The 12,900-nt window shown below is 56.8% G+C and carries 11 protein-coding genes; 7 read left to right on the top strand and 4 right to left on the bottom strand.

Annotated elements, in window-relative coordinates; all coding sequences use genetic code 11:
- The 7 genes from Q6A51_RS26125 to Q6A51_RS26095 form a co-directional block, all read left to right on the top strand.
- The coding region (locus tag Q6A51_RS26125; RefSeq protein WP_304576048.1) for a carbohydrate porin at positions 1-1,049 on the top strand (1,049 nt) is incomplete at its 5' end.
- Positions 1,050-1,372: 323 nt separating this feature from the next.
- Positions 1,373-1,447, top strand: coding sequence for a pyrroloquinoline quinone precursor peptide PqqA (pqqA, locus tag Q6A51_RS26120; RefSeq protein WP_020295432.1), 75 nt, complete (start codon positions 1,373-1,375; stop codon positions 1,445-1,447).
- Positions 1,448-1,519: 72 nt separating this feature from the next.
- Complete coding sequence (gene pqqB, locus Q6A51_RS26115; protein WP_304576047.1) at positions 1,520-2,431, top strand: pyrroloquinoline quinone biosynthesis protein PqqB; 912 nt, start codon at positions 1,520-1,522, stop codon at positions 2,429-2,431.
- 11 nt (positions 2,432-2,442) lie between these two features.
- Positions 2,443-3,195: a pyrroloquinoline-quinone synthase PqqC gene (gene pqqC / locus Q6A51_RS26110; RefSeq protein WP_304576046.1), complete on the top strand. Its 753-nt coding sequence runs from the start codon at positions 2,443-2,445 to the stop codon at positions 3,193-3,195.
- Complete coding sequence (pqqD, locus tag Q6A51_RS26105) at positions 3,192-3,467, top strand: pyrroloquinoline quinone biosynthesis peptide chaperone PqqD (RefSeq protein WP_018607357.1); 276 nt, start codon at positions 3,192-3,194, stop codon at positions 3,465-3,467. The genes pqqC and pqqD overlap by 4 nt, the downstream gene beginning before the upstream one ends.
- Positions 3,439-4,608 carry a pyrroloquinoline quinone biosynthesis protein PqqE gene (pqqE, locus tag Q6A51_RS26100; RefSeq protein WP_304576045.1) on the top strand — a complete coding sequence of 390 codons (1,170 nt, stop codon included), beginning with the start codon at positions 3,439-3,441 and terminating at the stop codon, positions 4,606-4,608. Before pqqD ends, pqqE begins: the two co-directional genes overlap by 29 nt.
- Positions 4,609-5,020: 412 nt before the next feature.
- Entirely contained in the window at positions 5,021-5,416 is a 396-nt protein-coding gene (locus Q6A51_RS26095; protein WP_095058141.1) for a PA0061/PA0062 family lipoprotein, read from the top strand.
- A gap of 123 nt (positions 5,417-5,539) precedes the next feature.
- Here the strand turns inward: Q6A51_RS26095 and adeC are convergent, their stop codons facing one another.
- From adeC to Q6A51_RS26075, 4 genes are all read right to left on the bottom strand, one after another.
- Entirely contained in the window at positions 5,540-6,964 is a 1,425-nt protein-coding gene (adeC, locus tag Q6A51_RS26090) for an AdeC/AdeK/OprM family multidrug efflux complex outer membrane factor (RefSeq protein WP_095058140.1), read from the bottom strand.
- Positions 6,961-10,116, bottom strand: a complete 3,156-nt coding sequence (locus tag Q6A51_RS26085) for an efflux RND transporter permease subunit (protein WP_095058139.1) — start codon at positions 10,114-10,116, stop codon at positions 6,961-6,963. Before Q6A51_RS26085 ends, adeC begins: the two co-directional genes overlap by 4 nt.
- Positions 10,117-10,119: 3 nt before the next feature.
- Entirely contained in the window at positions 10,120-11,268 is a 1,149-nt protein-coding gene (locus tag Q6A51_RS26080; protein WP_095058182.1) for an efflux RND transporter periplasmic adaptor subunit, read from the bottom strand.
- 430 nt (positions 11,269-11,698) lie between these two features.
- Entirely contained in the window at positions 11,699-12,877 is a 1,179-nt protein-coding gene (locus Q6A51_RS26075) for an XdhC family protein (RefSeq protein ID WP_095058138.1), read from the bottom strand.
- Positions 12,878-12,900: the final 23 nt, after the last annotated feature.

Here is a 12,900-nt window from a genome sequence, read left to right as displayed (position 1 = left end):
AAATACTCGGTTGGGAAGGCGCTGATTTTCAATTCACGATATCGGATCGTAACGGGCGCAATCTCACCAATGATGTCATCACCGATCCTCGGGTAGGCGGCATCAGTCAGGTTCAAGAGGTATACGGGCGCGGCCAGACCTGGCGGCTTACGCAACTCTGGTATCGTCAGAAGTTCTTTGACGGCGGGCTGGATATCAAACTGGGCCGCATGAACTTTGGCGAAGACTTCGGCAGCTTCCCCTGCAAATTCCAGAACCTGGCATTCTGCGGCGCACAGCCGGGTAACTGGGCCGGCGATATCATTTATAACTGGCCAATCACCCAATGGGCGGGCCGCGTAAAGGTCGCGTTGAGCGATGACACTTATGCGCAGATTGGTGCGTACGAGCAGAACCCGTCCTACCTGGAAATAGGTAACGGCTTCAAACTCAGCGGCAGCGGTAATGAGGGTACCTTGGTACCTGTCGAGCTGGTCCATACCACGTCGCTGGGAGCCGGACGGCTGCCAGGGGAATACCGTGTGGGCGCGTATTACAGCAGCCGTGACGCAAATGACGTCAACACAGAAGAAAACGGCATAGCAAAATCCCGCGATAGTAAATACGGCGCATGGATTGCCGGGCAACAACAAGTCTGGAAAGATCCGGACTTCGCCGCTCGCGGGCTGACGGTGTTTGCCTATGCCACCGTGCATGACAAAGCCACCAATATGATCGATCGTTATGCGCAAGTAGGCGCTTACTACACGGCCCCCTTCAAATCTCGCCCGAATGACGAAATCGGCGTCGCCATCGCCAGTCTCCATGTGAATAACCGCTTCACAGATCATCAGCAGCAACTGAATGACCGGGCGGGTGTCAGCGATTATGACGACCCCCGCTACACACCGACACAAAGCTCAGAAACCAACATGGAAATTTACTATGGCTTTGGCGTGACCAAGTGGCTGACCGTGCGCCCCAACCTGCAATTTGTAGGCAATCCTGGCGGAGTCAGCGAGGTCAGGGATGCGTGGGTGGCCGGTTTGAAATTCGAGACCAGCCTGTAAGGGGGTTCTCCCAATGCACTTTATTTTCGTACAAACATGGGAGAGCACGACAATGACATTTTGTGCCCTGCAGAATCGAGTTCAATCGTTCGCGAAGTGCTTCGCTGCCCTGGTTGCTAAATTGTCGAGTCACTCGTTCTCGTACTTGGAGCAGTTTCCTGAAGCCGTCCTGTTATCCGATCGTCCGGCAGCAAAAGACGAGGTATGACAACCGAAACACGGCGTCGTGGGTTGGGCGCGCCTTGGAACGCTGCAAAATGATCCCAACCAAACTCAGAAATATGTACCTGACAAACGTCTCATCACTTGATAGGAGTACTTTCATGTCTTGGTCCAAACCTGCTTACACCGACCTGCGTATTGGTTTTGAAGTCACCATGTACTTCGCAAACCGTTAAGTTTGTACCTGATGGACAGCGCCTCGGCCTGCCGAGGCGTTTTATTTTCGGTTCCAGAATGATGGAGCAACCATGTTCGTCCAGATACTAGGTTCTGCCGCCGGTGGCGGTTTCCCCCAGTGGAACTGCAACTGCGCCAATTGCGCAGGTTTTCGCAACGGTAGCCTGCGGGCCCAGGCGCGTACCCAGTCGTCCATCGCCCTGTCCGATGACGGTGTGAACTGGGTGCTGTGCAACGCCTCTCCGGACATTCGCGCCCAGCTCCAGGCGTTTGCCCCGATGCAGCCGGGCCGGGCCCTGCGCGACACCGGCATTGGCGCGATCATCCTGATGGACAGCCAGATCGACCACACCACCGGTCTGCTCGGCCTGCGTGAAGGTTGCCCGCATCAAGTCTGGTGCACCGACATGGTCCATGAAGACCTGAGCACGGGCTTTCCGCTGTTCAACATGCTGACCCACTGGAACGGCGGGTTGAGTTGGAATCGCATTGAACTCGACCAGAGCTTCACCATCGCCGCCTGCCCGAACCTGCGCTTCACCCCACTGCCCCTGCGCAGCGCCGCACCACCCTATTCACCGCATCGCTTCGACCCGCACCCGGGCGACAACATCGGGTTGATCGTCGAAGACCTGCGCACGGGTGGCAAGCTGTTCTATGCCCCGGGGCTGGGCAAGGTCGACGAGTCGTTGTTGGAGATCATGGCCGGCAGCGATTGTCTGCTGGTGGACGGTACGATGTGGGACGACGATGAAATGCAGCGCCGTGGCGTCGGCACCCGAACTGGCCGGGAAATGGGCCACCTGGCCCAGAATGGTCCGGGCGGCATGCTCGAAGTGCTGGAGCATTTGCCGAAGCAGCGCAAGGTGCTGATCCACATTAACAACACCAACCCGATCCTCGATGAAGACTCCTCCGAGCGGGCCGAGTTGGTGCGACGCAATGTCGAAGTCGCTTACGACGGCATGAGCATCGAACTGTAGGAGCGCCCGAAATGACTGATACACCATTGACCACCGCAGAATTTGAAGCAGCCTTGCGCGCCAAGGGCGCCTTCTACCACATCCATCACCCCTATCACGTGGCGATGTATGAAGGCCGTGCCACTCGCGAGCAGATCCAGGGCTGGGTCGCGAACCGTTTCTACTATCAAGTGAACATCCCGCTCAAGGACGCCGCGATCCTGGCCAACTGCCCGGACCGGGAGATCCGCCGCGAGTGGATCCAGCGCCTGCTCGACCATGACGGCGCTCCCGGCGAAGACGGCGGTATCGAAGCCTGGCTGCGGCTGGGCCAGGCGGTGGGCCTGGACCCCGATCAACTGCGCTCCCAGGAGCTGGTGCTGCCCGGTGTGCGTTTCGCCGTGGATGCCTATGTCAACTTCGCCCGCCGGGCCAGTTGGCAGGAAGCCGCCAGCAGCTCGCTGACCGAACTGTTCGCCCCGCAGATCCACCAGTCGCGCCTGGACAGTTGGCCGCAGCACTACCCGTGGATCGACCCGACCGGCTATGAGTACTTCCGCACCCGCCTCGGTCAGGCTCGGCGTGATGTGGAACATGGCCTGGCGATCACCTTGCAGCACTACACCACCCGCGCAGGGCAGGAACGCATGCTGGAGATTCTCCAGTTCAAACTGGACATCCTCTGGAGCATGCTCGACGCCATGAGCATGGCCTATGAATTGAACCGCCCGCCCTACCACAGGGTGACCGGGCAACGGGTGTGGCACAAAGGGATCACCTTATGAGTTTCGACCGCAGCAAAACCCCACGCTGGCGCCCCGGCTATCGCTTCCAGTACGAACCGGCCCAGAAAGGCCACGTGCTGCTCTATCCTGAAGGCATGATCAAGCTGAATGACAGCGCTGCGCTGATCGGTGGCCTGATCGATGGTGAACGGGATGTCGCGGCCATCATCGACGAGTTGGCGAAGCAGTTTCCCGGCGTGCCGGAACTCGGTGACGACATCGAGCAATTCATGGAGGTCGCTCGTGCACAGCACTGGATCGAACTTGCCTGAGCCCTCTGGCCTGCCGCCCAAGCCTGAAGTCGGCCTGCCGCTGTGGCTGCTGGCGGAGCTGACCTATCGCTGCCCACTGCAATGCCCGTACTGCTCCAACCCGCTGGACTTCGCCGAGCAGGGCCAGGAGTTGAGCTCCGAGCAGTGGTTCAAGGTCTTTCGCGAAGCCCGCGAGATGGGCGCCGCGCAGTTGGGTTTTTCCGGCGGCGAGCCGCTGGTGCGCCAGGACCTGGCCGAGTTGATCGGCGAGGCGCGCAAGCTGGGTTTCTATACCAACCTGATCACCTCCGGCATCGGCTTGACCGAGCAGAAAATCAGCGACTTCAAGAAGGCCGGCCTCGACCATATCCAGATCAGTTTCCAGGCCAGCGATGAGCAGGTGAACAACCTCCTGGCCGGTTCGAAGAAAGCCTTCGCGCAAAAACTGGAAATGGCCCGGGCGGTAAAGGCCCACGGTTATCCGATGGTGCTGAACTTCGTGACCCATCGGCACAACATCGACAAGATCGATCGCATCATCGAGCTGTGCATCGCCCTGGAAGCCGACTTCGTCGAGCTCGCCACGTGCCAGTTCTACGGCTGGGCGCAGCTCAACCGCGTCGGCCTGCTGCCCACCCGGGAGCAACTGGTACGCGCCGAGCGTGTCACCAACGAATACCGCGCCAAGCTGGAAGCGCAAGGCAATCCGTGCAAGTTGATCTTTGTCACGCCGGACTACTACGAAGAACGCCCCAAGGGCTGCATGAACGGCTGGGGCAGCATTTTCCTCACCGTCACGCCGGACGGCACGGCATTGCCCTGTCACGGTGCCCGCCAGCTGCCGGTGCAGTTTCCCAATGTGCGCGACCACAGCATGCAGCACATCTGGTACGACTCGTTCGGCTTCAACCGCTTCCGCGGTTATGACTGGATGCCCGAACCGTGCCGCTCCTGCGATGAAAAAGAAAAAGACTTCGGCGGCTGCCGCTGCCAGGCGTTCATGCTCACGGGCGACGCCAGCAACGCCGACCCGGTGTGCAGCAAGTCCGAACATCACGGGGTGATTCTCAAGGCGCGTGAAGACGCCGAGCACGCTACGCAAACCATCGAACAATTGGCCTTTCGCAATGACCGAAACTCGCGCCTCATCGTTAAGGGCTGATCGTCTCAGCGACAGAAATGACTGACTGATCGACGATCGATTCGAACGGTAACGTCCGACGCGCAGAAAATACCACGTGCGACACCTGAGGGATTCAAGTTCTCGGCGTCGCTGATGGCACATCATTGGTGAATAAAGCTCAGCACTGCATCAATAGCTCACAGGCTAATCAATTAAAAAATAGCCTGTAGAATATCCCCATACCGACAACAAAATCATTCCAGATATCGAGTAGGCATCTTAGTCCTTGCCGTCCTCGATCATCTTGCGTCATCTGCAGAAACAATAACGGGCCCACGTTCCCAAGCCAATGCGTTATTAGGCTGAAACAGCTTATTTAAAACCTTACCTATTTAACGGTTCAGAACAAGCTTATAGCTATTCTCGGACCCCCAAAGAATTCAGGACATTTATGAACCTTGCAAAACTAACAGCTTCCATCATTTTAATCACCGGCCTGGCTGGCTGTGCGACTGAACTTCCGACGCTTAAGGATGGCGAATCCATTGTCAACCTTCACGAGCAGATCGGTGATGAAATGCTGGCCAGACGCCTGGATACACAACGCGCAGAGAACCTGACTTATTTCAAAGTATCGCCAGGGGCGCATACGATGGAACTTGGGGTGGTTACCAAGGGCTACCAGGAAAGCCAACACCGCTGTGTTGCCACCCTGTCCTATGACAATTTTTTACCGAATGAACGTTACACCCTGATGGAAAGTAGTGCGGGAAAAGAGGTAAAAATTGAACTTATGGACAGTAAAGGTAATACCTTGGCTAAAACTGACAAGATGCCCTGCTTGTAATTAACCGCCGTGTAAATGACAGCGCGGCGTCACCACTCAGCACGTAATATCATGATAGTGTCATTCACTGCTAATACAAAAACGCCCGGCCTATCGCCGGGCGTTTTTGTATAGTCGTCGTTCTCAGAGTTTTTGCACGCCCCGCTCGTCCCATCCGCCACCCAGTGCACGATACAAGTTCACTTCAGCCTGCAACTGCGCAAGGCGATCGTTGATCAGCCTTTGTTGGTTGCTAAACAGCGAGCGCTGCGCGTCCAAAAAGGTCAGGTTGCTGTCCACGCCGATTCGATAACGACGCTCGGCAAGCCGATAGTAATCCTGGCTGGCGTTGACGAGGTCATTCTGTGCCTGCAACTGGTCGACGTAAGTTTTACGTGCAGTCAACCCATCGGAGACCTCCTGGAAAGCGGCCTGGATAGCTTTCTCGTAGTTGGCCACACCAATGTCTTTCTGAATCTCCGAGTAATTCAGGCTAGCGCGTAACGCGCCTGCGTTGAAAATCGGCAAGCTGATGGTAGGGGTAAACGCCCAACTGCCTGAGCCGCTCTTGAACAACCCATCCAGATTCGCGCTCGAGGTGCCGGCATTTGCCGTAAGGCTGATGCTAGGAAAAAAAGCCGCCCGCGCCGCGCCGATGTTAGCGTTAGCGGCCAAGAGCGTATGCTCGGCGGCGAGGATATCGGGGCGACGGGTGAGTAAATCACTGGGCAGACCAGCCGGTACGTTGGCCAGCAGGTCGCCATCCAAGGACTGTGGCTCCGGCAAATCGGCGGGCAGTCCTGTACCGAGAAGAAGCACCAAAGCATTCTCGTCTTCGGCTACTCGGCGCTGGTAGTTTGCCAGGCTCGCCCGCGCACCTTGCACCGAGGTACGCGCCTGTGCGAGATCAAGCGCCGAAGCCACACCCACCTGATTACTGCGGGTGGTCAGACGTAAGCTCTCCTCGTAGGCGTCCAGCGTGTTCTCGGTGAGCTTGAGCAATTCACGGTCGGCTTGCCAGGTGAGATAGGCATTGGCCACGCTCGAAACGATGCTGATCTGGGTCGAGCGTCGGGCCTGGGCGGTAGACAGATAAGTTTCCAGTGCCTGCTGGCTTAGACTGGCGATGCGACCAAACAGATCCAACTCGTACGAACTGATTCCCAGGTTGACGTCATATTGGCTGGAAATACTGGCCTGACCGGACTGCGCCTGAGCGCTCGGCAGTCGCTGCCGTGTTCCGCTGGCGTTGGCGCCAATCGCCGGAAACAGGTCAGCTCTCTGGATTCGGTACTGCGCCCGGAAAGCCTCAACGTTCAGTGCCGCGACCTTCAGGTCACGATTATTGACCAAGGCGGTCTGGATCAATCGCTGCAATGCCGGATCGTGGAAAAACTCGCGCCACCCCTGCTCCACAGCGGCCTGGTCGGCAGCGTTGGTTGCCTGATAGGCAGGACCCTGCGGATATTGCGCCGCAACTGGAGCCTGCGGTCGCTGATACTCAGGGATCAGTGAGCAACCACTCAGAACAGCGGCGCTGATCGCGAGACCGATTAAAGAGCGAGTCATTGGCCTGCCTCCTCACGCATAGCAGTTTCGTCCTGCTTCTTGCGGCTGCCTTTAAACAAGGTTGAAACGGAAACGAAGAACAGGGGAACCCAAAAAATCGCCAGAACGGTGGCCGTTATCATGCCGCCGATCACCCCCGTGCCGATGGCGTGTTGACTGCCAGAGCCGGCTCCGCTGGAAATGGTCAGAGGTAGCACGCCGAGAATGAATGCCAAGGACGTCATCACGATCGGACGCAGACGCATACGACAAGCCTCGACCGTCGCTTCCAGCAACGGTGTACCTTTTTCATTCAATTCCTTGGCAAACTCGACGATCAGGATCGCATTCTTCGCCGCCAACCCCACCGTCACCAACAGACCCACTTGGAAGAACACGTCGTTGGACAGCCCCCGCAATGCCGTGGCCATTAGCGCGCCGATTACCCCAAGAGGCACGACCAAGATGACCGCAATCGGAATCGACCAGCTTTCATAGAGTGCCGCCAGACATAGAAACACGACGAGAATCGACAGCGCATACAGAGCAGGCGCTTGTGACCCTGAAAGACGCTCTTCATAGGACAACCCGGTAAAAGAGATGCCTACGCCGGGCGGCAGTTGCGCTGCAATTCGCTCGACTTCCGCCATCGCCTGGCCAGAGCTGTAACCCGGGGCGGGAGTCCCAAGAATTTGCTCGGCAGGGACGCCGTTGTAGCGTGACAGTTTTGGTGAGCCGAAGATCCACTCGGCACTCGCAAATGCCGAGAACGGGACCATCTGACCTTGGTTATTACGCACGAACCATTTACTCAGATCCTCTGCGGTGCTGCGCGAGTCAGGTTGACCCTGTACGTAAACCCGTTTAACTCGACCGCGGTCAACGAAATCGTTCACATAACTACTGCCGTATGCCACTGACAGCGTGGTGTTGATATCGGCCAGAGAAATGCCCATCGCCCGCGCGCGCTCGTCGTCGATGGTCAGGTGGTACTGTGGCTCGTCGGCCAAGCCGTTTGGGCGAACGCCAGCGAGGACCGGGCTCTGGGCAGCCAGCTCAAGAAACTTGCCGCGTGCCTCCATGAGTTTTTGATGGCCCACGCTATCTTGGTCCTGCAGGTAGAAATCGAAGCCGGTGGCGTTACCCAACTCCAGTACCGATGGCGGAACCACCGCATATACCAGGGCGTCGCGGTACTTCAGGAACTCTTGCTGGGCACGCTGGGCAATTTTGAACACAGTATTGTCACTGTCTCGTTCATCCCATGGCTTCAGGTTGACGAACGCAATCCCTGAATTCTGCCCGCGGCCCGCAAAGTTGAAGCCGTTAACGGTGAAAACTGTAGCAACGGCTTTACCTTCTCCGTGCTCTTTGTCCAGCAAGTACTGACTCATGCGATCAAGCACTTTTTGCGTGGTCTCAGCCGAGCTGTTGGCCGGCGTCTGCACTTGCGTAAAAATCAAACCCTGGTCTTCATCAGGCAAGAACGAGGTCGGTATCCGGGCGAACATCCAAATCGTGCCGGCGACGATTACCAGGTAAACCATAAAGCCCGGCACCCTATGCCGAATGATCTGGCCTACGCCCTGCTCATATCCGTTGACGCAGGCATCGAACCGTCTGTTGAACCATCCAAAGAAACCGCGCTTGGGCTGACCGTGTTTTGTCGGATCGATTGGCTTGAGCAGCGTCGCGCAAAGCGCCGGGGTGAATACCAAAGCAACAAATACCGAAAGCGCCATGGCCGATACGATAGTGATCGAGAACTGCCGGTAGATCACGCCAGTGGAGCCACCAAAGAAAGCCATGGGCAACAGCACCGCCGAGAGCACCAAGGCAATACCCACCAGCGCTCCCTGGATCTGCCCCATCGATTTACGCGTGGCCTCCCTGGGTGACAGGTGTTCCTCCGCCATCACCCGTTCGACGTTTTCAACCACCACAATCGCATCGTCGACGAGTAATCCGATCGCCAGGATCATCCCGAACATGGTCAAGGTATTGATAGAGAAGCCGGCCGCTGCGAGGACGCCGAACGTACCCAACAACACAACGGGCACTGTCAAAGTCGTAATGATGGTGGCACGCATATTTTGCAAAAACAGCAGCATGACCAGAAAGACCAAAACCACCGCCTCGCCCAGCGTATGCATCACACCGCTGATGGATTCGGTGACCACCGGCGTCGTGTCATACGGGTACACCGCTTCAATCCCGGCCGGGAAGAATGGTTTCAGTCGGTCGACCGTGGCGCGAATCGCCTTGGCGGTATCAAGGGCGTTGGCGCCTGTGGCCAAGCGGATGGCGATACCCGAGGCAGGCTTGCCATTGGCTTGGGCGTTGATGCTGTAGTTTTCACCGCCCAAACTGATATCGGCCACATCACTCAGGCGCACCTGGGAGCCGTCGCTATTGACCTTAAGCAAAATGTCACCAAATTGCTCGGAGGTCTGCAGTCGAGTCTTGCCAATGATAGTTGCGGTAAACACCGTACCTTTGCGCGCCGGAAGACCACCAATCGTGCCCGAAGCCACCTGCACGTTCTGCGCCTCAATCGCCTCGGTCACGTCGACTGGCGTCAACTGGAACTGGTTCAGTTTGGCCGGGTCCAGCCAGACTCGCATGGCGTATTGCGTACCCCAGATCTGAAAATCACCAACACCTGAAGTCCTCGAAATCGGGTCCTGGATGTTTGAGACGATGTAGTTGGATAGATCCTCCTTGGTGTGTTTTCCATCGGTGGAAACCAGGCCAATGAACATCATGAAATTCTGTTGGAATTTTGTGACGCGAAGCCCTTGCTGCTGCACTTCACGCGGCAACAGCGGCGTGGCCAGGTTCAGCTTGTTCTGCACCTGAACCTGGGCAATATCCGGGTTGGTGCCCTGGTTGAAGGTCACGATGATTCGCATGCTGCCATCGGCATTACTCTCCGAAGAGATGTAGCGCAGATTGTCGATGCCGTTCATCTGCTGCTCGATCACTTGCACGACCGTATCTTGCACTGTCTGCGCGGAAGCACCGGGGTAAGAAACCTGAATCGCGACAGCGGGTGGTGCAATGTCAGGGTATTGATTGATCGGCAAATTGAGGATCGACAATGCCCCAACGAGCATGATGATCAGTGCAAGCACCCACGCGAAGATCGGTCTATCAATAAAATACTTCGACATGGTCTACTCCGCCTTAGCGCTGGTGTTTAGCGCCACAGGGGCTCTGTTCGCCTCATCTGTCATCGCTTCCTGAGCGACCACGGAGCTCCCCGGCTTAATGAACTGAAGCCCTTCGACGATGATTTTGTCTCCGGCGCTCAAGCCGCTTTCCACCAGCACATTCGCACCGACGGTGCGGCCAACCTTGAGCTGGCGTTGCTCGACTTTGTTATCGGCGGTAACGACCATGGCGGTCGGGGTGCCCTTGAGATCCCGGGTCACACCAATCTGTGGAGCAAGAATGGCCTGCTCGGCGACCCCCTCCTGCAACCGCGCATGCACAAAAATCCCGGGCAGCAGCAAGTGATCGGGGTTGGGGAACACGGCGCGCAGGGTGACCGAGCCGGTTGCTTCGTCGACCGAGACTTCTGAAAACTCCAGCGAACCCTGCAGCGGGTACTGGCTACCGTCCTGAAGTGTCAGGCTAACTTTCGCAGCCTTATCAGCAGTTTTCTGCAACTGCCCGCTTTCAAGAGCCCGACGCAGTTTGAGCACCTCGCCATAAGGCTGAGTGACATCGACATAAATGGGGTCGAGTTGCTGGATAATCGCAAGGGCGGCTGCTTGGCCATTAGAAACTAGCGCACCTTCGGTCACAGCCGAACGTCCAATTCGCCCGCTGATAGGCGCGAACATTTTGGTATATCTCAGATTGATCTGGGCGCCCTTGACTTGTGCCTCTGCCTGCATCTGCTGAGATCGAGCAGTGTCATACTCCTGCTTGCTCACCGCCTGCTCATCGATCAGTTGCCGATACCGGGTGGTCAGCGAGCGAGATTGCTCCAAACTGGCCTGCGCACTGGCGAGCGTCACCTCGTAAGTTGATGGATCGATCTGATAAAGCTGCTGACCAGCCTTGATATCTGCGCCTTCCTTGAACAAGCGTTTCAGGACGATGCCATCCACCTGCGGCCGAACCTCGGCAAGGCGATAAGCACTGGTACGCCCAGGCAGATCGTTGAACAAGGTCACAGCCTGGGTTTTCAGGGTCACCACACTGACTTGGGGGGCTTGCACCGGCGCAGTAGCAGCCTGCTCGTTGTTGCATCCACTGAGCATCGTGGCAAAAGCAATGGCGGTTACCAAAGCAGGATAGATAGGCTTGAATGGCATAAAGTCCTCGAACACAGCGCTGAAAAATGCGCGCATGAGTTTGCAAACTGCCGCAGCACAGGCTGAAACAGCTGCTGGTGGCAATGGGAGAAAGAGTTCGGCAAGTACGCGCAAGAAGCGCGGTGCGAAGATCAAGCTTATTGACCGGGTTAATAAACCCGATGAGCCAATGCGCTGCGCATTGGATTGTTATGTAGGCATGCTAACAATCGAGGGGCCTGAGGATTAGCCCGACTTTACTGAAATCACCAATGAGTGATATTCAGCAATAAAATGGTTTCAGAATTTTGCAGATTACTCACAACGCTCTATATCCAGCGATTAACGAAGGACAGCATTTCGATTAGTGAGTTTTGATCAGCTTTGGCCTCTAATGCGTGCAGCGCATCGGCGAGGCTCATATCCTGCAGGAGCTTCCAACTCAAGTCTTCTACGACTCTGCCATGGATAATTCACGGGAACATCTGGGTTCAAGCTGACAAGTTTCGTGGATCGTTGACGTCCGCAACTTCAGACTTCCACCCGCTCGCCCATTCAGGACGGCCTGCATCTCCCCAAGCACCGCCATCGCCACACTTTCCGGGGTGTCCCCACCCAAATCCAAACCCATTGGATAGTGCAATCGGTCCAACGCAGGCAGGCTGTTTGTCTGTCGCGTTATTTCATCAAGCAGACGCTCGGTCCGATCACGCGGCCCGAGCTGACCGATGTAACGGGGATTACCTTGTAACGCGCCTTTCAACCAATGCGCATCCTGGCTCAGGCTATGGGACATTACCGCCACACACGCCCCCTCCACGAACTTTCGAAATTCGAAAGGCCCGCCTATATCGGCGCTCAACACCCGATCCGCTTCGGGAAAACGTTCCGGACGGGCGAAATGTGGGCGACTATCAACAACGGTGACATGCCACCCCAGGATTTTTGCGATCCGTACCAACGGCTGCGCATCATGGCCCGCCCCAAAGATCATCAGACGCGGTGGTGGCGCGACGTATTCCAGAAAAACCTCTACCTCCGCATAGCCTTCGGTATAGCGTTGCCGCGTAGATTTTTGCTGGTCCAATGTGAGACGCAGATCAGCGGTAATTCGCTCGTTCAGTGCAGGATGGTAGAGCCCTCCGAGGGGCGCCGCGCCAGATTCCAGGAACACACGGTCTCCAACATCTGCACGGCTATTGCGTGAGCCCGCTATTACCGTTGCGATTGCTACGGGTCTCTGGTTGCTTCTTACTTTGCGTAAAGCATCAAGCACAGCGCATTGCTTTGTAGCTGGTACTCGCTCAAACAACACATACACCTTGCCGTTGCAGCCCAGCCCAAAACCAAGGGACTCTTCACCGCCCTCTTCGTCTGTGGCCTCGGTCGTGCTGTAGCTACGAATCACCGGGCCCGACTCACTCAGCCACCAGGCCTTTCGCACCACATCAGCCTCCAGACAGCCACCACTGATAGTGCCCTCCGGACGTCCATATTGTGAAACGAGCATGCGCGCCCCCGGACGGCGATACGCCGACCCCTCGACCTTCACAACGGTGGCGAGTACAGACTCTCGACCCTCGTTCTGTTCGGCGTGGATGGCATCGAGCAATGCGTTCAAACTGGACATATCAGATCTCTCTCCCAAAGCGA

This window comes from Pseudomonas serbiensis, from assembly GCF_030580745.1.
Classification (GTDB): domain Bacteria; phylum Pseudomonadota; class Gammaproteobacteria; order Pseudomonadales; family Pseudomonadaceae; genus Aquipseudomonas; species Aquipseudomonas serbiensis.
Note: the sequence above shows the minus strand (reverse complement) of the source record. Positions and strands in the feature narration are given on the sequence as shown.

Coding starts and splice junctions, on each gene's coding strand:
- pqqB (WP_304576047.1), top strand. CDS start 1,520: ATGTTCGTCCAGATACTAGGTTCTGCCGCCGGTGGCGGTTTCCCCCAG.
- pqqC (WP_304576046.1), top strand. CDS start 2,443: ATGACTGATACACCATTGACCACCGCAGAATTTGAAGCAGCCTTGCGC.
- pqqD (WP_018607357.1), top strand. CDS start 3,192: ATGAGTTTCGACCGCAGCAAAACCCCACGCTGGCGCCCCGGCTATCGC.
- Q6A51_RS26095 (WP_095058141.1), top strand. CDS start 5,021: ATGAACCTTGCAAAACTAACAGCTTCCATCATTTTAATCACCGGCCTG.
- adeC (WP_095058140.1), bottom strand. CDS start 6,964: ATGACTCGCTCTTTAATCGGTCTCGCGATCAGCGCCGCTGTTCTGAGT.
- Q6A51_RS26085 (WP_095058139.1), bottom strand. CDS start 10,116: ATGTCGAAGTATTTTATTGATAGACCGATCTTCGCGTGGGTGCTTGCA.
- Q6A51_RS26080 (WP_095058182.1), bottom strand. CDS start 11,268: ATGCCATTCAAGCCTATCTATCCTGCTTTGGTAACCGCCATTGCTTTT.
- Q6A51_RS26075 (WP_095058138.1), bottom strand. CDS start 12,877: ATGTCCAGTTTGAACGCATTGCTCGATGCCATCCACGCCGAACAGAAC.